The sequence below is a fragment of the Marinobacter sp. LQ44 genome, assembly GCF_001447155.2.
Classification (GTDB): domain Bacteria; phylum Pseudomonadota; class Gammaproteobacteria; order Pseudomonadales; family Oleiphilaceae; genus Marinobacter.
The window spans coordinates 64,757-87,791 of sequence record NZ_CP014754.1; the positions used below are offsets into that span (position 1 = coordinate 64,757).

Annotated in this window: 18 protein-coding genes and 1 other RNA gene; 10 read left to right on the forward strand and 9 right to left on the reverse strand. The window is 56.3% G+C overall.

Annotated elements, in window-relative coordinates:
• Positions 1 to 33: 33 nt before the first annotated feature.
• The 3 genes from ASQ50_RS00300 to ASQ50_RS00310 are packed head-to-tail and all read left to right on the forward strand — an operon-like array spanning position 34 to position 3,614.
• Positions 34 to 933, forward strand: a complete 900-nt coding sequence (locus ASQ50_RS00300; RefSeq protein ID WP_058089648.1) for a glycosyltransferase family 2 protein — start codon at positions 34 to 36, stop codon at positions 931 to 933.
• Complete coding sequence (locus ASQ50_RS00305) at positions 930 to 2,051, forward strand: GNAT family N-acetyltransferase (protein WP_058089649.1); 1,122 nt, start codon at positions 930 to 932, stop codon at positions 2,049 to 2,051. Before ASQ50_RS00300 ends, ASQ50_RS00305 begins: the two co-directional genes overlap by 4 nt.
• A 12-nt stretch (positions 2,052 to 2,063) precedes the next feature.
• Complete coding sequence (locus ASQ50_RS00310; protein WP_058089650.1) at positions 2,064 to 3,614, forward strand: exosortase/archaeosortase family protein; 1,551 nt, start codon at positions 2,064 to 2,066, stop codon at positions 3,612 to 3,614.
• Here ASQ50_RS00310 and ASQ50_RS00315 read toward each other — a convergent pair.
• The 9 genes from ASQ50_RS00315 to ASQ50_RS00355 form a co-directional block, all read right to left on the reverse strand.
• Positions 3,547 to 4,632, reverse strand: a complete 1,086-nt coding sequence (locus ASQ50_RS00315; protein ID WP_058089651.1) for a glycosyltransferase — start codon at positions 4,630 to 4,632, stop codon at positions 3,547 to 3,549. The genes ASQ50_RS00310 and ASQ50_RS00315 overlap by 68 nt on opposite strands.
• Positions 4,633 to 4,699: 67 nt before the next feature.
• On the reverse strand, positions 4,700 to 5,380 hold the full coding sequence (locus tag ASQ50_RS00320; protein WP_058089652.1) for a PEP-CTERM sorting domain-containing protein: 681 nt from the start codon (positions 5,378 to 5,380) through the stop codon (positions 4,700 to 4,702).
• A 145-nt stretch (positions 5,381 to 5,525) separates the two neighbouring features.
• A complete protein-coding gene (locus tag ASQ50_RS00325; protein WP_058089653.1) occupies positions 5,526 to 7,490 on the reverse strand; it encodes a PA14 domain-containing protein in 1,965 nt (654 codons plus the stop codon).
• Between the two features lie 120 nt (positions 7,491 to 7,610).
• Positions 7,611 to 10,307, reverse strand: a complete 2,697-nt coding sequence (locus ASQ50_RS00330; protein ID WP_058089654.1) for a tetratricopeptide repeat protein — start codon at positions 10,305 to 10,307, stop codon at positions 7,611 to 7,613.
• 51 nt (positions 10,308 to 10,358) lie between these two features.
• Positions 10,359 to 11,729, reverse strand: coding sequence for a PEP-CTERM-box response regulator transcription factor (gene prsR / locus ASQ50_RS00335; protein WP_058089655.1), 1,371 nt, complete (start codon positions 11,727 to 11,729; stop codon positions 10,359 to 10,361).
• A 135-nt stretch (positions 11,730 to 11,864) separates the two neighbouring features.
• Positions 11,865 to 14,000, reverse strand: a complete 2,136-nt coding sequence (gene prsK / locus ASQ50_RS00340) for an XrtA/PEP-CTERM system histidine kinase PrsK (protein WP_082888422.1) — start codon at positions 13,998 to 14,000, stop codon at positions 11,865 to 11,867.
• 98 nt (positions 14,001 to 14,098) lie between these two features.
• Positions 14,099 to 15,046, reverse strand: a complete 948-nt coding sequence (locus tag ASQ50_RS00345) for an SDR family oxidoreductase (RefSeq protein WP_058089656.1) — start codon at positions 15,044 to 15,046, stop codon at positions 14,099 to 14,101.
• Entirely contained in the window at positions 15,046 to 15,861 is an 816-nt protein-coding gene (locus ASQ50_RS00350; protein ID WP_058089657.1) for a lysophospholipid acyltransferase family protein, read from the reverse strand. Before ASQ50_RS00350 ends, ASQ50_RS00345 begins: the two co-directional genes overlap by 1 nt.
• Positions 15,862 to 15,900: 39 nt before the next feature.
• Positions 15,901 to 16,821, reverse strand: a complete 921-nt coding sequence (locus ASQ50_RS00355) for a D-hexose-6-phosphate mutarotase (protein WP_058089658.1) — start codon at positions 16,819 to 16,821, stop codon at positions 15,901 to 15,903.
• Between the two features lie 123 nt (positions 16,822 to 16,944).
• On the opposite strand from ASQ50_RS00355, the gene ASQ50_RS00360 reads away from it, so the two are divergent.
• The 7 genes from ASQ50_RS00360 to recR all read left to right on the forward strand — a co-directional run bounded on the left by ASQ50_RS00360 (position 16,945) and on the right by recR (position 23,028).
• The gene (locus tag ASQ50_RS00360) at positions 16,945 to 17,706 is read left to right on the forward strand and encodes a 2OG-Fe(II) oxygenase (protein ID WP_082888423.1); all 762 of its coding nucleotides are present in this window, start codon (positions 16,945 to 16,947) and stop codon (positions 17,704 to 17,706) included.
• Between the two features lie 81 nt (positions 17,707 to 17,787).
• Positions 17,788 to 17,884: signal recognition particle sRNA small type (gene ffs, locus ASQ50_RS00365), an RNA gene on the forward strand.
• A 191-nt stretch (positions 17,885 to 18,075) separates the two neighbouring features.
• Positions 18,076 to 19,005 (forward strand): esterase/lipase family protein, encoded by a 930-nt coding sequence (locus ASQ50_RS00370; RefSeq protein ID WP_082780496.1) that lies wholly within the window; start codon positions 18,076 to 18,078, stop codon positions 19,003 to 19,005.
• 45 nt (positions 19,006 to 19,050) lie between these two features.
• Complete coding sequence (locus ASQ50_RS00375) at positions 19,051 to 20,082, forward strand: lipase secretion chaperone (RefSeq protein WP_058089659.1); 1,032 nt, start codon at positions 19,051 to 19,053, stop codon at positions 20,080 to 20,082.
• 72 nt (positions 20,083 to 20,154) lie between these two features.
• The gene (gene dnaX / locus ASQ50_RS00380) at positions 20,155 to 22,059 is read left to right on the forward strand and encodes a DNA polymerase III subunit gamma/tau (RefSeq protein WP_058089660.1); all 1,905 of its coding nucleotides are present in this window, start codon (positions 20,155 to 20,157) and stop codon (positions 22,057 to 22,059) included.
• Between the two features lie 4 nt (positions 22,060 to 22,063).
• Positions 22,064 to 22,387, forward strand: a complete 324-nt coding sequence (locus ASQ50_RS00385) for a YbaB/EbfC family nucleoid-associated protein (RefSeq protein ID WP_058089661.1) — start codon at positions 22,064 to 22,066, stop codon at positions 22,385 to 22,387.
• Positions 22,388 to 22,425: 38 nt separating this feature from the next.
• A complete protein-coding gene (gene recR, locus ASQ50_RS00390; protein WP_058089662.1) occupies positions 22,426 to 23,028 on the forward strand; it encodes a recombination mediator RecR in 603 nt (200 codons plus the stop codon).
• The last annotated feature ends 7 nt before the right edge of the window (positions 23,029 to 23,035 follow it).

A 23,035-nucleotide genomic window follows, 5' to 3' on the forward strand; every position in this document is an offset into this window, starting at 1 on the left:
TGTAGATGAACCAGACACGGAAGTAGGGCGATTATGTCATCAAGGCCATTGGTGTCCGTTATTACTCCCACGTTTAATCGGGCAGATTACCTGCCGGTCGCGGTGGAGAGCGTTTTGGCCCAGACCATGCCGGATTTAGAACTGATCGTGATAGACGATGGTTCGACGGATAACACGGCAGCGGTGATGCAACCGTTCCTTGAAGACCCCCGCGTGCGTTACCTTGCACAGGATAATCAGGGCCAGAGTGCTGCACGCAACCGCGGGATTGAGTCAGCGAAGGGCGATTTCATCTGTTTTCTGGACTCGGACAATGCCTGGCTGGTAAGCAAGCTGGACAAAGCGCTTGAGGCATTCAGGGATAACCCCCAGGCCGACATTGTCTACGGCGACTATATCGTGATAGACGCGCAAGGCGCGGAGCAGGGCGTTAACCGGATGAAACGCTATTCCGGGCGTATTACGCCCCAGCTACTCCAGGACAACTTCGTGAGCATGAACACCACCATGACTCGGAGGCGCTGTTTTGCGGAAATGGGTGGGTTTGATAATGCTGATCGGCTGGCGGAAGACTATGGTCTCTGGTTGCGTTTTTCAACGCGCTATCAATTTTTGTATTTGCCCGAGGTACTGGGATATTACCGTGTGATGGAGAACCAGATCTCCAGTGACAAAGACAGCCGTTTCAGGGCTAACGAGCTTATAATCCGGCATTTCCTCGGCGCTTTTCCTCAGGCACTGAGCCGGCGTGAGGCTCGCCATGGGATGAGTGGGTTCCTGGTGCGTAAAGGGCGATACGAGCTTTCTCAAGGTCGGTATCGAACGGCGCTTAAAGAGCTGGCAAGGGCTGCCACGAACGATCCGTTTTGGTCTGGCCCCTGGCGGCTGGCCATCAAGATGCTGGTGAGCTCCGCGTCTCGGGGGCGAACATGACGTTTACCGTTCGCAGGCTCTCGGAGGATGACTTCTTTGGCCTCAAGGCCAGTTGGGGTGAACTGCTTGAGCGCAGCGATGCAGACCCGTTATTTATGAGCTGGGCATGGCAGGTCTCCTGGTGGGAGACCTGGAACCAGGCGCTGGAACTGGAACTGCTGTTATTGGGTGTCTACAGCGAGTCTGACGAACTGGTTGGCCTTGCTCCGTTGTATTTGAAGTCGGTCAGAACGCCTTTGGGCTGGCGGGTTCGTCGGCTCCATGTGATTGGTAACGCCTGGAAGCTCGGCCCTACTGTGCGAACCGAGTACGTTGGGCTGATTGTGGATCGCACATATCAAAAGCCTGTGATGAGGCGACTCGCCGATTGCCTGGCTGGGTTCGCCTGGGACGAGATGATCGTGGCAGATGCGTCGCCCAGATCCATGAATTTATTGGAGCCGGCGCTGTCAGAAAGTACGAGTATTGCCCGGCTGGTCAGAAGCGAAGCGGAAGGGGTTCTTGTTCCAGTTGAGTCTGGCTACAGGCGTTGGTTGGAACGACTGGGAAAGAACACCCGCCTGAAGGCGTTCAACCGCCGAGCAGTGTTCGAAAGCGAAGTTGCAGGTGAATATGTTCCCTGGGACGACCCTGAGAGCTTTTTCCAGGAGTTGAATCAGTTCCATCGTGAGCGTTGGGGCAAGCCTTGTTTTGACCGGCACGCGGTGCGCTTTCATCTGACTTTCCTCAGCCGGTTGGGTGTTGGCCAATTAGCCAGGCTCTCGGCGCTGAAGGCCAGGGGGCAGGTGGTCTCAGTGCTCTATGATGTACAGGCGGGCAACCGTGTATACAACTTGCAGGCGGGCTTTATGGAGAGTTTCCACCCAAAGCTGTCGCTGGGCACCCTGCATTTAGGCTACGCCATCGAGGCCGCATTTCATGATGACACCGTGATTGGTTACGATCTACTGGCCGGTTCTGGTAAGAATACGTTTTACAAAAGCCGCTTTCAGGGCGAGCAGGTGGTTTTTACCACAGTGGAGTATGTTCGTTCTCCAGTGTTAAAACTGGCGTATGGTGTCCGGGCCTGTTTGCCCCAACAACTTGTGTCTTCCGTTAATCGATTTTTTCGTCTTTAGGCAGGTGTAGTGATGAGCAGGGAATGGATTCCGAGTCCGCAGGTAGTCAGGCAACTTTGGCCTTTTCTGGCGACCTTCTGCCTTATTGTTCTAGTCACTTTCCCGACGATCGAAGGGATTGTGTCACGCTGGCTCAAACTGGATGAGTCCTACTCTCACGGATTCTTGTTGGCCGCGATTTCTCTGTTCCTGACTGCCCGGGCAGCAATGATCCATCCGGTTAAAGCCGGCTTTTATCCTTTTTGGCTGGTGCCGCTCACGGCGTGCTTTGTGGTGTACTGGCTGGGTGGGTTGATTCGCCTTCAGGCGTTACAGCAACTGGTTATGGTGCCCATGTTACTCAGCGCCTTCGCGGTATTGATGGGGTGGCGCCAGGTACGGTGGTTTCTGGTGCCCCTTGGGCTCCTGTTCCTGACCGTTCCGGTCTGGGACTTCCTTTCCTGGACGCTCCAGTTAATCACGGTCGCTGTTAATCAGTTCCTTCTTGGTTTTGCGAGCATTGAGTTTGAGGTTGAAGGGGTCTTTGTTTACCTGATTGGCGTAGGCACCTTTGAGGTCGCGCATGGGTGTTCCGGCCTGCGTTATCTGCTGGTTGGGCAGGCGCTCGTACTGATTTACGGAGAGATGTATCTTTCCCGCCTGAGGTCGCGCGTCACCTTGTTCTGCCTCGGGGTCGCGTTTGCGCTGGTTGCGAATTGGATTCGCGTATTCGTTATTATCTATCTGGGTTATGAGACGAACATGCAGTCCAGCCTGATCGATGATCACGACAACTTCGGTTGGTGGGTGTTTGCCGGTACCCTGGTGCCGCTCTACTTCATAGCACGACGTCTTGAAATCAAAGACGATTTGGCGATTGCGCAACAAAAGGCTAGAGAGCCGGAAAGCATGTATCCGAGCGGAAATCCGGCCATTGCGGTTGTGGTCATCATGATTGCAGGGCTTTCCACCTGGATTGCGCTGCCAGAGCGGACGTCGGCCGTCAGTTCTCAACCGGCGGCGTTGGCCCTGGACCTGAGTGAACATTATGGGCCCGTATTCGGGGCGCAACTGGCGGGCTGGAGACCTCAGATACGCAACCCGGACCGTGTGTATGTTCAAACACTGTTCGACCGGGAAGAGGTCCGGGCGGGGCAGGGTGCTGAAGTGACGTATTATTTTGGGGTCTTCACCTATGAATTCCAGCGGCACAGAGCAGAGCTGATCCAGTACAGTAATCGCTTGTATGATCGGGAGGTTTGGACGCCCGAGCACTTTTTTAATGTTCCAAACTCTCAGAACCTGCCGGTGCAGGGTATTACCTTACGCAACCGCATGACAGGCCAGAGGATACATCTGGGCTACACCTACCTCGTACAGGGGCAGTGGGAAACTGATCAGTGGCGGGCCAAGCTGGCGCAGGTGTCAGGTTTTTTCAACCACCGTGATGATGCCAGTCTGCTGATTACTGCGATTAGTTGTGAGAACTGCAATGCTGAAGAGGCATTGACGGGTTTTATCGAACGGGCTTTTCCTGAGGCGCTCGCCCGGATTGGTCTTGAGGTTGTTCGGCCAGTTCGTTGACGGCCTTTGTGAGACGGCTCAGGAACGCTTGGTGATTCAAAGCATACCACTGGGTGGCATTGTGGGCTATGCGATCCAGGTGCTCTGGCGATTCGCTGAGTGCCTTGTCTATGACCTTCTGCAGGCTGCGTTTTGAAACCTTAAACCGGGTGCCCAGCCGGAAAGGCTGGTTTTCCTCTGGCTCTGCAAGATAGCCGCGACACTCTTCAACCAGTTCATTCATCGGTGGGGCATCCGTGGTGACCGTTACGCATCCGTTTGCCAGCGCTTCAGCCAACACCTGCCCGTAACCTTCTACCTCTGATGGCAAAACCGCAAAGCGCGCCTTTTGCCACAGCATTTCTATTTCCTGATTGGTCAGATTGCTTGCGATTTCAATGTTATCGCTGCTGTAGTCCGAAGCTTTCAAGTGTTGGCTGATAACGATCAGTTTCGGCCACTCCGGATGTTGTAGCCAGCAATCTAGTACTGCACGCGTGCCTTTGAATTGGCTGTTGCCGGCTATGTGTATTGCCAGATTAGGGGCTTTATCTGCCAGCCTTGGGGAGGATGCTTTTTCGGTACCGGTAAACCCCAGATATGCCGCATTCGAATGCAGGCGGGAAAATACCTCAACGGCGTGCCGGGTTTTGCATTGAATACGGTCAACAAACCGGAGGTAAGGCAGGCGTGACTCTATGAACCACTCTTGATTGGGAATCAACCAGTGGTTTCTGCTGCGGTTGAGGTTGGACAGCTGGAGGTTTTCCAGATGGATGACCAGTTCCACCTTTGACTTACACGGCTTTGCCTTCGCGATGGCTGCTCGGATGTTGTAGTAAAGATTGCCGACACTCTTTGGCAAATACCGGCTGATGAGTCGATACCGGTAGTGGGACAGCCGGCTTCGCCATTCCGAAGTTGGTGGAAGGTTTTCTACCCGACAATCGTGGCCCATGGATGTAATTGTGGACTGAAGAATATCAGCATCTTTTTTTAACCCGCGCCCACTGCTGGCATAAACGATGAGGATGTCCATGGGTCACCACCAGAAAGAGAAAAGCCCTGCAAAGGCAGGGCTTTAAAGCGTAGCACAGCGTTGCATGTCAGGCTTTTTTACGGCCCTTCATACGCACTGCGATACCGGCCAGGCCGAGGCCCAACAGAGCCAGGGTGCCAGGCTCAGGGACTTTGGATGCACGAACGGCAATAACCATGTCGTCATGGTTATCATCGCCAACGTAGCCATCGTCCAGGCTGATGATGAAGTAATCCTCTTCAACAAAGAACAGGTTGAAGTTTGTGCTCGAGTTCGGCTTGGCGATGTTATTGAACTGACCGCCATTATTTGCGTCGTTCTTTATTTCAACACCGGATCCGTTAATGAATTTGAAATCCAGCAGTGCTGCCAAGCCTCCGTAGAAGACGGCACTGAAAGAATCGTCGGGAGTGCTGTTGGTATCGAATACCAAAGTGTCACCCCAGTAGAACTGGTTGTTGTCGGCTGCTTCTTTGCCAAGGTAGGTAAAGGTCAGCTTGAACGGATCTGCTGAGGTTGAGGTGAGGTTGTGCCCGAACAACACTGAGTCACCAACGCTATATAGCGGGGCGTCAGCAGTCCAGGTGCCGGCAACGCGGGTTGCGTAATCGTTATCGCCGGGTACGGTTTGCTCGGCGGCTGCGCCGGGGGCATTTCCGTTGGCAACGGCGTCAATGTAGGCTGCCTGTGCGAAACCGGAAAAACCAACTACGGCTGCCAGTGCGATGCCTTGTGTAAGTTTGTTCATTTGAGTCACTCCTCCAGTGAGTGGTCGAATTTTTACAACACCCTTTAACTAAAGCAGATAGCGTGCCAGATTTTAACCCATTGATTTTAAAGAATTAAATTTTTCTTTAATCTGGGCGATGTAAATTAATTCGACGATCTCTCTTTTACTGCACACTGTACTGAACCGGATCTGACGGTTCGCTACTCAGTCCGTTGGTGTCAATCACCCTTATAGTGAAGTACCAATCTCCCGAGGAGAGCCCTTCTATCCTTGCTTCAGTTGTGCCCGCTGGAACCTCCAGGATCTGGGGCATGTTTGTTGGCGCTTGGCCGTAGTTGATCACATACCCGGAGATTTCGCTGAGTGAGATACTGCTGCCGTCTACGCGTGTAAGGGGCGGGGTCCAGGATAGCGTGACACTGCCCGCGCTGGCGCCATTATCAGATGGTTCGCTGGTTACCGGCGCATCCGGTTCAGATACGGTCTCAAGTGTGTACGGGTGAAGTCCTGACTGGTAAGCCTGCAACACGGTAATACCGCTGTCATTAAAGACTTGATCGGCGACAGGTTGTAGCAGCGGTAAGCCGTATCGGAGCTTGTACAGGTCGTCTATGCCGTCGTTGAGTGAGCTGTCGCTGGTGGGGCTATCAAGAGAGAGGGTTTGCACCACGTTTTCCGGATTAAGGTTTTGCCCGGTCGCTGTATCGGATATCACCAGACTCGCAGAGGCGTCCCATCCTGATTCAAAGTATTCCATAGTTACCGCTACGGGAATCTCGGCCGGGAGGCTGGCAGTACTGGTATAGGTGGTGGCTGATTGGTTTTTCCACTGATTGATGACCAGGTTGCCATCAAGGAAAAGGCGAACACCGTCATCCGTTCTTGTGGCAAACGTGTATTCGCGCGTGCCTTCCGTGTGCGGTGGAGTAAACCAGCCCTGCCACCGAATACTGAAATTATTATTGGGCATATTGGCAGACGGGCTGCCACTTCCCCAGTTGAAATTAATGGAGTTGTCTCGCTGAGTGTAAACAAAGCTGTCAAAGTTTACGCCTGTGAAATACTGGCCAACGTATCCTGGCTGATAGGTTGCCTCAGGTGCAGGGAAATCTTCAGGGTCCAGTGGGTTTGTGCCAGCAAGGTATTCCTCGAGTACAGAGTATCCGTCTCCATCCAGGTCTCGCGAGGCATCGGTTGGGTCAGTGGGATCAAGGCCGTAAGCGTATTCGTAACTATCGGGAATGCCATCGCCGTCGGTATCTGCAAGGTTGGGATCTGTGCGCGCCCAGAATTCATCCAGTGCTGTAAGCAGGTCTCCGTCGGTGTCTGACATCGCATCCGCTGGGTCTGTAGGGTCCAGGCCATAATAGATTTCCCAGTTGTCGTAGAGGCCATCACCATCTTCATCCAACGGTGGATATTGGGCGTTATACGGCAAGCCTTTTTCGCCATCGAAGAAGCCAATTCGGTAACCGAGCTCATAGGCATCTTCGGTGGTCAGTTCAGGTTGGGCACCTGGCTTTTTTTGCGCAAAGCTGTGCAGGTAAGGGCCGTCAATCACTTGTTGATTCAGCCCGGGCCCGGACCAGGCCACGGTAAAGTGGTCATCCCAGCCGCCTTCTTTGTGTCTCAGCTCGAAGTAGTATTTTTGCCCGGCCTCAAGGTAATGAATGCCCGAAGTTTGTGAGCTGTAGCGGGTGAAGTTATCGAGGGGGGTCGCCATGGTTGAGGCGATTCGAACGATATCTTCCGGAGACTGTGAAGGTGAGAGCCAGAGTTGAGTTTCGTCGTCACCTGCAATGTAGAAGGTGTATTCACCCGTTGTGGGGGGTTCTAAATAGCCACGAATCAAGGTGCCGTAATTGTTGGCCCGGTTGGCTGCGCGCCTTAACTGGTTGAGTTCTGTAATTTCGTCAGGTGAGTCCGGAAATTTTTCGGCATCTACCATGCTTTGAACATAGTTGCCCGATATGCCGTCAAAATACCAGACATCCACCTTTCCCGGTTCGCTGACTTCCGGAATAGCAGCAGTAGGCGGTAGTTTTTCAATGTCCCGAAACTGCCAACTCTGGCAACCACCGAGGAAAACCACCACCACACCGAGGCCGAGAATCTTCTTGGCAGCCATAGCTCACCTTCCTTGCGCAACGATACATTGTGTAAAGTATTGTTGCAGTGTGTTAGGGCTGCCACCGAGTCTTAGGAACGTTTCGCTATCTGCCTACCGCGCTTATAGCGTTAACCTCTGTCAGGCCTCGTTATCCAGCTTGGTCAGAATTCGCCTGGCGTCGTCATCCCTGCCGGCTGCCCTGTAGGCCTCCACCAGATGCATGGCAATTTCGCGGGAGCCTGGGTCCAGCTCGTGCGCCTTCTCAAGCACGACAAGGCTTTGTTGGTGCTCACCGGATTCAAACAGTATCCAGCCATAGGTATCCGCCACCGCTGCGCTGTCGGGGACCAGTTCGTAGGCTTTCCTGGCAGTGTCCAAGGCCCGATTATCACCCGTTTCGTAATACAACCATGCCAGGTTGTTAAGGGCTACCGCATTGGTCGGGCTGAGCGATACCAGCTGTTCGTAACTCGCCTTGGCTTTGTCTTGTTGGTCCGTCTGCTGATGTGCCATGGCCAGGCTGAGCATGATTCTGGTGTTGTTCGGGAACTGCTCCCTGGCCTGTTCAAGAGATTCCAGTGCCGCGGTGGGTTGGCCTGCACTACTGAGTGCTCTGGCTCGGGCAACTTGCAGCTCTGGGGTGTTTCGTTTGGTGAGTGCGAGCTGATAGAGCTCAGCGGCTTGTTGGTGTTCACCTTGGCTCTCGTAATAGCTGGCTTCCAGCTGATATGGGGCTGGGGATTCGGGGTTGTGTTGTTTTGCGTCCCTCAGAGCGTCCCTGGCGGCAGCGGTATTGCCATTACGGAATTCGATAGAGGCCACTTTCAGGGCCATGTCTTCGTTATCCGGGAACAAGGTGCGGCCCCGATTGAGTATCTGTAGCGCCCGTTCGGTTTGTCCACGCTGTACCATTTGCGTTGCGATACCGTCGTACACTGTGGCGACCAGTGGCTCGGTGGGAGCTGGCGCATCCGCTTGCTGCCGCTCCATCAGCTGGGCAGTGAGTTCGTCGGCTTCGGAGGTGTTGTTCTCAATGAGTGCTGTCTCAAGAAGAATCAGGCGCGGCCCTGCCGCTTCCGGGTTGTCCTCGCGTATGCTTCGCATCAACTCGGTTAGGTCGTCTCTGGGCAGGAGGTTGGCAATTGCTTGCAGTGCTCCGCGGTTGTCGGGCGCCAGCCTTACGGCCTGAGTATAGAGTTCTCGGGCGGTGTCATTATCATCGCGTAACCGGGCCAGGTTACCGAGCCCTACCAGAGGCGTCGGGTTGTCGGGTGCCGCTTTGTGTGCCATCTCAAAAAATTTCCGGGCGTTGTCCATGTTGCCGGTGTTGCCGGCCAGGTTGCCTTTTGCAATTAAAGCGGCCACGTTTGCCGGCTCTTTTCGCAGTAGGTCGTCCAAGGCCTTATGTGCGGCGTCGGGATTGCCTGAGGCCATCTGCGCCTGGCTCACGAGTATCGTGGCCTGGGTCGATTCAGGAGCCTCTGCTGGAATCTGGCGAGCCTGGCTGATGGCGGCCTCATAGTCCTCGCGTTGGGCAAGGTAGGTGGCGTAGCGCAGCCGAAGATTGTGGTTATCCGGTTGCAGTTCGAGGGCCCTGTTGATGAGTTGGCGGCCACTCTGGTCGTCACCGCTGGCGAGAGAAGCGATGCCAACCAGAGCCAGAGTTTGTGGGTCGCTGTCGCGATCCTTGAGGTCGTCAAGCAGTGTTTTGGCGCCCTGGGGGTCTCGCATGGAGATTCTGGTTGCGGCCAGAAGCTTGCGAACACCGTCGGTGTCGTTCATCTCCGCGAGGGGTTCCAGCAGGCTGGCTGCTTCTTCAGTGCGGCCCTGCCGGAAACGGATAACGCCCAGCATCAGCGCACTTTGCTGGTGCCCGGGCGCCTGGTTCAGCACTTCCTGTAAAAAGCGAGCAGCGGTATCGAGATCTCCATCGTTATAGGCGGCGGCTGCAGCTTCAAGGTTGCTCTTGATGGTTCCGGGCCCGGACTTGGCAAGGATTTCTTCATAAACAAAGGCTTCTGCTGATTTGCCTTGCTGGCGAAGAACCGTTACCAGAGCTGAGATGGTCTGGTACTTTCGGTAAGTCATCACGTCGTACTGGCCAATCGTTTCCAGTGCGCGGATATAGTTTTGCTCTGCCTCGGCCCATTGTTCCTGTGAGTGGGCGAGTTGTGCTTTCCATAGCCAGATGTCTTCATGGTCAGAATCGATGGTTTCTGCCTGGCTGAGCAGTTCGCGGGCTTTGGCAATGTCGCCCCGGGCGGCGGCGATTCTGGATAATCCGACCGCGGCGGTGACATTCTGATCGTTGCGTTGAAGGGCGTCAGTATAGGCTGTCTCGGCCCGATCAAAATTGCCGGCCGATAACCAGGCCTGGCCCCTCAGGTTATCCGCCTTGAGTTCCTGGTCCCGAGAGGGTGAGCTAATCTGATCCAGCGCCTGGACAGCTTCTGCGGTTTTTCCCTGCAATATCCTGGATTCCGCGCGGATTAACGCGGCCTGGTTCATCTGGGACTGGGTAAGGGCGTCTTCGGACCGGTTCTCCAGGAATTGGTCAAGCTGGCGCTCGGCGTTAACAGCATCTCCTGCGGTCAGCAGGTTGTTGATGATGACGAAGTAGGGGTCAAAGCGCTCAGGTTGCATCTGGATGGCGCTGCGAGCCTCAATAGTGCTCGCTCTTAACTCTCCCTGGCGTTGGAAGAACCGCGCCTGGTCAAGGTGGCTGATATACTGAATGTCGTCCTGTGACATGTCCGGCTCGCTGTTGCAGCCAGTCAGGCTTAACGCGATGGCAGCTGAAAGCAGCGACACTCTTACAACGTTACTGATTTTCATGCCCTGTTCCTTCCTTTTATCGGGGTCTTGTTCTGAATCCGTTGGGGTTGGTCACACACCGCTTGTCGCGGTGGAGGTCTCAATCCGGTATTTGTCTGTGAGGTTATAGAGCGTTGGGCGGGTGACCCCCAGCAGTCTCGAAGCCTGCGCCATATTAAAGTTGCTGGTGGTCAACGCCTGTATGATCGCTTTACGTTCCGCCGCTTCACGAACCTGGCGAAGGTTTAGCTGGTAGTCAGCTTCACAGCCGTCGGCGGGGAGCACCAGGTCGTCTGCGGTAATCCGTTTGCCGTCAGCCATAATGATGGCCCGTTTCACTTTGTTGATCATCTCCCGCACGTTCCCTGGCCAGCCATAGGCATTAATGGCCTGTACAGCGTCTTCGGAGAAACACAGGTTGGGTCGGTCGAGCTGCTTGCCAAGGGTTTTCAGCAACGACTGGGCTATTACCAGAGCATCGCCTTCACGCTCCCGCAGGGCTGGCACATCCAGGGTGATTTCACTGATCCGGTAGTAAAGGTCTTCCCGGAACTCACCCTGGCTGATCAGGTGCTGAACATTTCTATGGGTCGCGCAGACCACCCGGACGTCTACCGGTATGGGTTTGACTGAACCCACTCTGTCTACCACTCGTTCCTGCAGGAACCGCAACAGTTTTGCTTGCAGGGCCATGGGCATGTCGCCGATCTCATCGAGGAACAGGGTTCCCCCATTGGCGCTTTCAATTTTGCCTTTCTTCGACTGCGTCGCGCCGGTAAACGAGCCCTTTTCAAACCCGAACAGCTCACTTTCCAGAAGGTTCTCCGGGATGGCGGCACAGTTGATGGCGGCAAAAGGTTTGTCAGCCCGGTGGCTGAGGTCGTGCAGTGCCTTGGCCAGCAGTTCCTTGCCAGTGCCGGTTTCTCCGGTAATCAGAGTAGTAACGTCTGCAGGGGCGACTTTTTCAACCGTACGGCAGATGGCTAGCATTTCAGGGCTGGCGGCAACAATGCCTTTGATACTGGTGCCGTTGCCCTGGCCGGCCAGTTCACGATTCTCTCTCTCGAGCCCTGCGAGTCGGAAGGCGCGGTTGACCACGAAGGTAAGGATGTCGGCGTCCAGCGGCTTCTGGTAGAAATCGGAGGCGCCCATGCCAATGGCTTTGACCGCGTTTTCTTTGTCTTCCCGGCCGGTCACGACAATCACTTTGGTCATGGGTGCCAGGCGTAAAATGTCTTCCAGCAGGGCAAAGCCTTCAGAGGCTCCGCCTGGGTCCGGTGGCAAGCCCAGGTCCAGAGTGACTACTTGGGGTTCAAGGCGTCGGAGGGCCGTGAGCGCGGCCTCACGATCTGAGGCAACAGATACGTCAATGTCGTCGCTGAAACACCAGCGCATCTGGCTCTGCAGGCCGGGGTCGTCTTCTACAATCAGTAGCTGCTTCACAACAACACTCAATCCTTTGGTCTGTGTACGGCGCGGCTGCCACCATTGGCTGAACCGGCATTTCCATGGTTATGATTCTTAACTGAACATTGACACTTTGCAATGCTGATTCAGAAAAATACCTTCGGGTGACGATTAGTTGACGGTTTTCTGTGGGTGTACGGTTTCCTGAATTGGCACACTCGGGGCCGCAGCCCGTATTTCGGCTTCGGACGTGAGCAGAGGAACCCTGACGGAGAAGCAAGACCCAACGCCTGGCTCACTGGTGACATCAATATTGCCGCCTAATTCCTGAATGTATTCTCTGGCCTGGTAGGCGCCAATTCCCATGCCGGTCAGGCCCTTTGTGCTCTCGAATGGTTTGAACAGCTGGCTGCGGATGAAGTCGTCGGTCATGCCGGTGCCAGTGTCCTGAATGAAGATCACAACATTGCCTTTGGCGGTTTTAAGGTTGATGGATATGTCGCCGTTTGCCGGGGTTGCATCCTGAGCATTCTGCAACAGGTGGCCGAGCACGCTCCGCAGCTGTTCTTTATCTGCAGACACAAAGATGTTGTCTGGGCTGCCTTGCAGGGCAGGTGCCGGCGCCCGGTGGCTGTGATGGGCGATCAGCTCCTGGACCAGTTCGGTCAGGTTTATCGGGCTCCGGTTTTCTTCCGCCGGGTTGGAAGGTTTACGAATGTGGTCCACGAGGTTGGCCATTTTGCGTACTGCGTGGTCTGTGGTGGCGATCATGTCGTCGATAAACGCCGGGTTGTTCCGATGCTTGGGGGCGTTTTTAACCAGCAGCGACAGCTGTGCAATCAGGGTTTTCAAGTCGTGCACCATAAATGCTGAGGCTTTACTCACAGCCTCGAACTGCATGGCCCGCGAGAGGCGGTTCTGGGCATCCATCTGGGCGAGCAGGTTACAGGTCTGTCGGGCTACCACTTTGATCAGGTCGAAGTTTTCCCAGTTCAACTCAACTTTCGAATAGGGGCGCCCCACCATGGCAACGCCGTAAAGCTCGTTGCCAAGGTACAGGGGAATAATCAGCCAGGCGTCTGGGGTGTTGGTGATGGGGTCAGGAATCTCGAGCAGGTTGTAGCTTATCGGGTCGGACCGGTATTCGTTCAGATCAATAATCCACTCCCGATCCGTGAAAAAACGGACCAGTTCCGAATCACTATCGATAATGGTGTATTTGGGCGTGGCGAGGTTCACGCTCGCATTCAGCAGGTAGTCGCCCTGGTCGCTGCGAAGCCAGATGGCGCCAGCGTTGCTCTCCACCAGGCCTGCGAGAATTCGGATTACGCGCTCGGGCAGGGGAGGATCATTGCTCAGGTCGGCCAGTTCACGGGTCATTCTCAGCCATTCGTTCCGGTAATCGTACTTGTAGTCGAAAAAGTTCTGGCTGATGAACACCATCAGCTTGGCCCGGATTCGCCTCGACAATAACAGGGTGACCAGAAATGCCAGGGAAACGCTGATGAACAGCACCTGCATGGCTTCGCCCCACGCTCCCCCCAGGGCGCGAACGTAGTAACCACCTACGGCAAGGAACAACAGGTACCCGCCGGCGAACAGGAAGGTGCCCACATGGAATACCGCGGAGCGCGAAAGCTGGAAATCCACCGGTTGTTTGCGGGTATTGATAATGTTGACGGCAAACAGCGGCATTAATGCAGCGTTGACGAAGCCCCTGGCATTCCAGAACGAATCGGCGACTTTGCCGAACAGCAGGGCATCGGCGTACATGAAGAAGTCAAAGGTGAAGATGGTGGCAACACCAATGCAGAGGTATTTCATGGAGGACCGGCCAAAGCCGGGGGCGTTGCGCCAGATCTGTTCCACCAGTGACAGCCCGAGCAGGGCCAGAGCGATTTGCCCGATGACTTTGGTTTTGCCATCCAGCAGGGCGACGCCAAGGATAAATTCAAGGCTGCCAAGGGTCAGCAGGGTTGCGATCAGAATGAAGAGGGAGGCGCCAAGCACTTTTTTGAGCTGGCTGGCGAGCTTGCCCTGGCGAAAAGCATCCCGCAGCATGGCGAACAGTAGCAGGATCCAGGCCGTATCTCTGAGCAGTTCAAGCAGGTAACGTACGAAAAAGCCGGGGTGCCCCCAAAGGCTCTGGGAGACCAGGGTGCTTGCCCACAAGGTGGTGACCAACGCCGCAAGAAACAGGGCGCGGTCAAGATCCCGCCGGAGATAACGTGTAGCGATCAATACGGACAGCACCGCGAACAATGCCGCCGCCGCACCGTAGCTGATCACGCTGATGTCCCTGAGCATTCGGTCTTTCCTTGAACCTGGGTTCTGTACTTATTCTGTACAGGGTAGCTCTGAATTCCCGGTTCCGTCTATGGGTATCGGTGTTTTCCCGGCCTGGTTCACACTGGCCGTTTGTTGTCCCGATAGTAACGGAAAATATCCTTCAACTGACGCCTGGGGGTAAACCCGAATTCCCTGGCAAAGGCTCGGCCATCAATCACCACCGGGTACTTGAAGAACGCCATCAGGTAACTCGGGAAGCTCCTGAGGTTCAGAATTCTTGAAATTGCCTTGGGAACGACGGGTGGAATGGATGGCAGCGGAATGCGCTGGCATCCGCAAAGTTTCAGGGCCTGTTGATAGGCTACCCAATCCTGGGGGGCGACGTTGAACACGCCTTTTACGGGTTTGTTCCAGGCCAGTACGATGGCATCTGCCATGTCGTCTATGTGGATGAATTGCATCATCGGCGAGAAGCCGGCCAGCACCGGAGCCCGGGAGCTGCCGAGCAGTGAGCTCATGGAATTTCGCACACCGGGGCCCACGATGTTGCATGGCCGAAGAATGGTGATGTTCAGCTCCGGATAGCGCCAGAGGTAAATGTTGGCCAGGTTCTCCAGTTCCACGGAATCCACAAGATCCGCGCTCAGGCCCGCGCTTTTGAGGGGGGCGGATTCGTCAATCAGGGCCGGGTTGTAGGCGACGGCGCCGTATACGTGGTAAGTGGAGAGAACAATCACCCGGCGAATACCGTACTTCTGGGAAAGATCCAGCAACTTCTGCGTGCCCAGCACGTTGGCGTTATAGCGGCGCATGCGGGTGAGCTGGCTGGACAGTATCCGGCCCAGGTGGATCACGCCGTCAAACTTATATCGCCTGAACAGGTCCTCGAAAACCCGCTTGTTGAAGTCGATGCAATAGCTGGGGATGTCATCTCCGAGGTACACCTGCTCACGGAAATCGGCGGCGACCAGGTCGCAGGTTTCCTTGAGGCGGCTGATGACCTGTTGAGCCAGGGCGCCGGCGGCACCAGTCACGAGGATGTGGGGTCTGCGTTTGGTGGTCATCAGAACAGCCTTTTCCTTTCACTAAGCCCTTTGTCGATCAATCGGCTGATTTCAGCCTTGACGGCTTCCACCCGCTCGGTCACCTGTTCTTCCGGGATTTCGGTATTGTCGAAATGCATGGGTGGGCCGAAGTTCAGGTGTACCTTGGCCGGAAGAATCACGGGCAGTGCCACCGGAACGTAGGGCACGCCCAGTGCATTGGCCAGTGGCTTTATATTGGCAATGGCAGGGATGGTTTCCTCGCAACCCACCACACCTACCGGAACAATCGTCGCGTTGTATTTCATTGCCAAATGCATGAAGCCGTTACCGAAGCGCTTGAGCTGGTAACGGTCACGGTACAGTTTGCCGGAGCCGCGAACGCCTTCGGGGAAGACGATCACCGCTTCATTGTTCTCCAGCATCTTGGCGCAATTGACCGGGTCCCCAAGAACGGCGCCCATCTCATTGAGCAGGTTGCCCAGCCAGGGCACGGTGGGAAAGAACCGCTCGATCATGGCCCGGGGAATGCGGGGGTTGTCTTTTCGTGATGCCAAAGCATAGCCGATAAGGAGGCCATCCAGGGGGAGCTGGCCGGAATGGTTGGCAATGATCAGAACCGGGCCTTCGGCGGGCACATTGTCAACGCCAGAGGCCTGAACACGGAAGTACTTCTCGTAGATCTGCCGGGTAAGGGAGAAGCCGTACTTGATGGCCTCGTTGTTATAACCCCAGGGGTCGTAGCCCAGGGAACCGATTGGCTTGCGTATTCGCTCTATCTGCTGGTCCAGTTCGGCTGGTACCAGCCTGGATTTGAGAAACGATGCCAGGCCCATGCCTGCCCCCTGTCTGATGGATTTGGATTGTCGGTGCAGTCAGATGCGGCCGATCAGTACACCTAGAGTGTGGCTCTGGCCCTCATTCAACACCCGATAATCGCCCGCGGCATTGGCTGTTTCGACACACAGCATTTTTTGCCAGCCATTGCCGGGGAAGTCCGAAAGCCGGGCAGATTTGTCCGGGCCGGGATTCCACACCACGGTCGAATCACTGCCCACCGAGGTCAGCTTGCGTTTGCCAAGCGGTGTCACCACTGTAAGGGGCTCGCCGGATTCATAGATTCTGTCGGTTTCACCCTCGAAATAGACCGGGCCTTCCTGAGTGCAATACTCCCAGTCTTTCAGGGTGTCTATGTACTGACTGTTGCCAAGGCCAAGCACGCGGGTGCGGCTGATGTCAGCGGTTGGTAAATAGGTGTGCAGCGCCTGGCTGAACGCCAGTGGCTGGCGTGAGAGGTTGGTGGTGGTCAGTGCAACCTGGCAACCCCTGACCGAGAAACTGAACGTGGCCAGCACCAGTGCGTGGCCATCCCATTGCTCGGCGAAATCCTCGTTGGCTTTCAGCGACAGGCTGATTTCCACTTCATGGGCACTCTCGCGCACATCCTCCAGGCGCCAAAGGGCGGTGCGGGCGAAACCGTGTGCAGTCGGTTCATGAACCCGCTTGCGGATTTCCGGCGGGTTTTTGGCTGGGTCGCCAAACCAGGGCCAGCAAATTGGAATGCCACCCCGGATTGGCCGGCCCGGTTGGAATTTGGCCAGCTCACTCAGCCACAGCCAATTGTTCTGGTCCCGTGGGGAAAAGTGAGTCAGGTGTGCGCCTTGGAGGAAAATAGTGGCCTGAAACAGAGGATGGTGCACCTCCAGGGCCTCAAGCTGGCCGATGGTTTGCCAGCGGGTGAACGACCATTGTCCCGGTGTAACCGAGACCGGTGGTTTGTTACTGCTTTCAGACATGGCGTGCGACGACTTCCTTTGCGATGACTTCCTTAAGGGTATCTGCTTACCAAGAGAGTAAATTAAATCCGCCGCGCCGGCGAGTTTGATCATACAATAGCCTAAAATTCAGGGGGTGTATTGATGGATTCTGATAGCCAGAGCGCGGTTATTGTTCCACTGCCGGAGCCTCGGCTCGAACATGGCCAGGGACATTTCGATCAGGTAGTGGGCGAGGGCTCGCTGGCGGGCACTGCGGGCGCGCACGATGTTGATCGCGTTGACGCAAGGTGGCTGGATCAATTGGCGGATGGCTTGAGCGAGCACGCCTGGCTGGAGCTGGATCTTGCTGATCGCCTGCCGGAGGGCTTGGTGCCGGCCCTGCTCAATGAGGTGAAGATTCTCGAACGCACCCAAGCGATGAGCCGGGCGGGTATCGGGCGCGGAGCGGATCTGGTCAAGGATCGCAGCGTTCGGCGAGACAGTATTGCCTGGCTGGAAGGGTTCACCGAACCGCAGGCAAGTCTTTTCAGGTTTCTGGACCAGTTGATGGCTGGTCTCAATCAAAGGCTGTTTCTCGGGCTTAAACGGTATGAAGCGCATTATGCGACCTATCAGGCCGGCGACTTTTACAAGTGCCACCTCGACAGCTTTCGCGGGCGAGCGTCCCGGATGATCAGCCTGGTGCTTTACCTGAATGACGACTGGGGCCTGGAAGACGGCGGCGAATTGCAGGTGTTCAGCCCACGGGAAGAGGATAGGGCGATTGGCCTTGTGCGCCCGGAAGCTGGCCGTGCCGTACTCTTCCTGAGCGAGGAAGTGCCCCATGAGGTGCTGCCGGCAAGGCGAACCCGTTATAGCATTGCCTGCTGGTTTCGGCAGGATGAAGTGCCCTTGCCGCTCTAGGCCGTTGTAGTCCTTATATCCTTCTGATAATATGCGCGCCGCTTTCGGGGTAAAAGTCCCGGAACGCCGTTATGGTGGCCCCATTGGTGCCCCCGCAACATGAAACCGTGAACCCGGTCAGGCCCGGAAGGGAGCAGCCGAAGCGGTGGATGTGTGTGCCGGGGGATTGCTGATGGGGTCACCCCCAGATTTTCTCCCTCTGTTATTTTCTCCTTTTTATCGATTTTCCTCTGTGATTTTGTGGGCTGGTTCACGCTGAGCCACCTTATGGCCCGGTTGGCACTTGTCCCTGTCTATCGTGTTTTTGGCATGCTACCCAAGCGGTATTTTGCTGTTGCCCGATCAAAACAAAGACAAAAAGGGAAAGCTATGAAAAGTGCCAAAACAACATCGCTCGTAACAGCGGGCGTGCTGGCGGCTGCATTGACAGCCCAGCCAGCCTCCGCTTGGTGGTTCAGTAAAAAGGACACCTACACCGAAACCAGATACCCGATCGTGCTGGTGCACGGGCTTTCTGGTTTTAACAAGCTGCTGGGCTTTGTGGAGTACCACAACGGAATTCCCGATGCCCTGGCGGAAGGCGGCGCGGAAGTCTTTGTGCCCCAGGTGTCTGCCGCCAATTCCACGGAAGTTCGTGGCGAGCAACTTCTTGCCCAGATTGAAGAATACCTGGCGGTATCCGGCGCTGAGAAAGTTCACCTTATTGGTCACAGTCATGGTGGGCCCACGGTGCGCTACGTGGCTGGGGTGCGGCCTGACCTGGTGGCGTCCGCCGCCAGTGTTGGTGGTGTTAACTGGGGTACACCGGTGGCCGATGCTGCCAGTGGCGTAGATCTGGATGGCCTCGGAAACTGGTTCTTCGGGTTGATTGATACTCTTTCTGGCGGAGGCGGTTTGCCGCAGGATACCAGTGCAGCCATCCATTCGCTCAGCACCGAAGGCTCCCTGGCATTCAATGCCCAGTTTCCCGCAGGTATGCCGTCCAGTTACTGCGGTGATGATGGCGCTGAAGTGGCCAATGGGGTGCGGTATTACTCTTGGGGTGGCAACAGGGTAGTGACCAATCTGCTCGACCCCAGCGATCTCTTGCTGGCGACCATGAGCCCGCTTTTCAATGAGCCCCACGACGGCCTGGTGCCCGCCTGCAGCATGAAGCTGGGTAAGGTGCTGGGTGTGGATTATCGGCACAACCACCTGGATGAGGTGAACCAGATTTTTGGTCTGGTAGGCCCCTTCGCGGCAAGCCCGGTGCAGCTGTATCGCCAGCAGGCGAACCGGCTGAAAAATCTCGGGCTTTAATCCCAACCTGTTGGCGGGCCTCCGGGCCCGCCCTGGAGCGAAACCGTGGTACACAGAGTTGGGATTTTCGCACTCGGGGCTTTGCTCGCCGTTGTGGCCGGTTTTTGGCTGTTTGCTGATGGTGGGCAGGGCTTGCCGGGTGCGAGCATCGAGAACGTTGGCCAGCAGACTGCAGGGCGTTCCGTCGCACTGCCTGAAGAAGTAGCTGGAAGTTCCTCCGCTGAGGATAGCGTGCCGCCGTTACCCCGTGATGAGAGGATATCCGATATCGACGTGGATGGCAGTGTTCGGGTGGATATGAACGGAAACCTGGTGCTGGATCCGTCATTGCGGCGTTTTCTGGATTTCTACATCGGTCTCACCGGTGACCAGGTCCACGGCGAAGCACTAAGGCAAAGACTGGCGGCAGAGATGCGCCAGCGCGGCATATCGGCCCAGGTGCAGCTGGAAGTGCTCGAGATTCTGGATAATTACCTTGCCTACCGGGGTGCTTCGGAAGCACTGGCCGTGAGGCGTAGTGGCAACGTGGAGGATTTGCAGGCGGTTCTGGACGAACTGAAGGACCTGCGACGGAAGCATCTGGGCCCGGATGTAGCTGAAGGATTCTTTGGAGCAGAGGAAGTACGCCTCAGATTGATGCTTGACCGGCAGCGCATTCTGGCGGACGAAAGCCTGAGCAGCAAAGAGCGTGAGCAGGCATTGGCGCAGGTTGATCAGCTGTTGCCCGAGTTTTCGGTTCAAACTCGCCGCCGCTCAGAAGCGGTGGTGTCGACCAGCCTGAAGGTCAGCGAAATGCGAGAGCAGGGCGCCTCAGAGGAGGAGGTGCGGGCGGTGCGGCTGGAAGCCTACGGCCCGGAAGCGACGCAAAGGCTGAGCCGATTGGACGAACAGCGGGCCCAGTGGCAAAGCCGGGTGGCTGAGTATCGGCGCCAGAAGGCGCTGATCGACCAGGCCGGTGGGCTGACCGCCGAAGACCGGCAGGCAGAGGTTGAGGCGCTGCGGGTGCGGATGTTTGAAGCGGAATATGAGCGCAGGCGGATCAGTGCCCTTGACCGGGCCGGGGATGACGATGCGTGAACAGATCATCCTTCTTCTGAACCCGGCTACATGCTATTGTTAGCGCCGGTTTATAGCAGTAGTTGAAGGATCATGAGCTATCAGGTTTTAGCCCGAAAATGGCGCCCCCGAACCTTTGAGGACATGGTGGGGCAGGAGCATGTGCTTCAGGCACTGGTGCATGCGCTTGAACACCAGAGGCTGCATCACGCCTACCTGTTTACCGGCACCCGGGGCGTGGGTAAAACCACCATCGGTCGATTGCTGGCCCGTTGCCTTAATTGCGAAACAGGCATTACCGCCAATCCGTGTGGCAAGTGTGGCAGTTGCCAGGAAATCCTGGAAGGGCGGTTTGTTGATCTGATCGAGATCGATGCGGCCTCCCGCACCGGTGTTGACGACATGCGTGAACTGACAGACAACGTTCAGTACGCTCCCAGTCGCGGCCGCTACAAGGTATACCTCATCGATGAGGTACACATGCTCACCAACCAGTCCTTCAATGCCTTCCTGAAGACCCTGGAAGAGCCGCCCGAGCACGTAAAATTCCTTCTGGCTACCACCGATCCCCAGAAACTGCCGGTGACGGTGCTATCCCGTTGTTTGCAGTTCAACCTGAAGCGGATGACACCGGAACACATCGTAGGCCACCTCAAGCACGTACTGACCGAAGAGCAGATTCCCTTTGAAGAACCAGCGCTCTGGCTGCTTGCCCGGGCGGCGGACGGCAGTATGCGTGATGCCTTGAGTCTGACCGACCAGGCGATTGCCTTTGGCAACCAGAACCTGGCCGCCAGTGATGTCAGCAATATGCTGGGCACCATTGATCAGCGCGACATTGAGCGCATAGTTGCAACGCTGGTTGAGCGGGATGGCCCCGGTTTGCTGGCGGAGATCAGCCGCATTTCAGATTTTGCGCCGGATTACGCGGTCATTCTTGCGGATCTGCTATCCCTCTTTCACCGGGTCACCATGGAACAGGTGGTGCCGGGCAGCGCCGACAATGCCCTGGGCGATGCCGCCCAGGTTCAGTCACTGGCGAAACAGTTGAGCGCGGAAGACGCCCAGCTGTTCTATCAGGCGGCGTTGATGGGGCGTAAAGATCTGGCGGTTACACCCGATGCCCGCATGGGGTTTGAAATGACTCTGCTCCGGATGTTGGCGTTCCGGCCGGGGGCTGATCGCCGTGAGCCGCCAACCATTGCTTCTGGTGGCAATGAGGGCCAGGCGCGCGCCGAACCGGAACCCGACCCTGCCCCTGCCCAGAGCCATGAGCCTGCACCGGTAGCTGAGCAGGCATCAGCGCCCGCGCAGAATCCTGAGCCGGTGGAAGAGCCGCGGCCGATTCCAGAATCAGCACAGGCACACCGTCCAGCCGAGGCTGACTCGGCAGAACCGGAACCCGCGCCGCCCATGATGGATGCTCCGCCCTGGGATCCAGACCCCGGCGACCCGGCTCTGAGCGCGGAGGCTGAAGAGCCAGAGACTTTGGTGAGTAAAATTGCACTTGAGCCCACCGAACCGCCGGTATTTGAGGAAGCCCAACCTCAAGGTCGGGTGGAACCGGAGGTTGAGCCGGTTGTCGAGAATCAGGAGCCGGTAACCGCGGACGGATTTGTATGGGAACGGGATTTTCGCCAGTTGGATATTAATGGCATGCCCGGGAACCTAGCCAGTTACAGCGCCATGGCGATGGACGGGCAAACCGTGGTGTTAACCCTGGATGAAGGCCACGCCCGGCTGCTGAATGCGCGCCATGAAGAAAAAATACTGGCAGCCTTGAGATCCCGCTTCGGTGATGCCACTTCACTGAGAATAGAGCAGGGTGAGCCAGGGCCTCATACCCCGGCCGCCTGGGAAGAACGCCAGCGGGCAGCCAGGCAGAAAGCGGCAGAGCAAGCGATCCGTCAGGACCCGGTGGTAAAGAGTATTGTTGAACGATTTGAAGGGCGGGTGGTTGAAGAAAGCATCCGCCCCATAGAGACAGGCAGGAGATAAACACATGATGAATAATATGGGCGACCTGATGAAAAAGGCGCAGCAGATGCAGGAGCAGATGCAGAAGGCCCAGGAAGAGATTGCCAAGGCGGAAGTCACAGGCGAGTCCGGTGCCGGCCTGGTCAAAGTGACCATGAACGGTCGCCACGACGTCCGCAAGGTGGAGATAGATCCGTCGTTGCTGTCGGAAGACAAAGAGATCCTTGAAGATTTGTTGGCAGCGGCCGTTAACGATGCCGTTCGCCGTGTTGAGGCAAATCAGAAAGACAAGATGTCTGGCATGATGTCCGGAATGGGTATGCCCCCCGGATTCAAGATGCCGTTCTGAACATGGCCCCGGCTCGCCATAGTCTTTGAGGAGCGTTCATGGCATTCAGCCCCCTGGTTGATGAATTGGTTGAATCTCTCCGGTGCTTGCCCGGAGTTGGTCAGAAAACAGCACAGCGCATGGCATTTCATCTGCTGGAGCGGGGCCGCTCCGGTGGCACCCGGCTAGCCGGTGCCCTGAGCCAGGCCATGGACGGTGTGCGTCGTTGTAACAGCTGTCAGAATTTCTCCGACACCGAAATCTGCCATATCTGCGAGAAGCCTGAAAGGCGCACCGGCACCCTTTGCGTTGTAGAAAGTCCTTCTGACTTGCTTGCCATCGAACAGGCCGGCGATTATCGGGGCAGTTATTTCGTGCTGATGGGGCACTTGTCGCCGATTGATGGCGTGGGCCCGGAAGAAATCGGTATTGAACGGTTGCTAGAGCGGGTGCGCGAAGAAGGCGTGACCGAACTGATCCTTGCGACCAATCCCACCGTCGAAGGCGAGGCAACTGCCCACTACATCGCCGACCGCCTGGATGGTCAGAATATCCTGATCACCCGTCTGGCCCATGGCATCCCGGTGGGTGGCGAGCTGGGCTATGTAGACGGCTTTACACTTACCCATGCATTCCGGGGCCGCAAGCCCCTGTCTGAATAACGTCTCA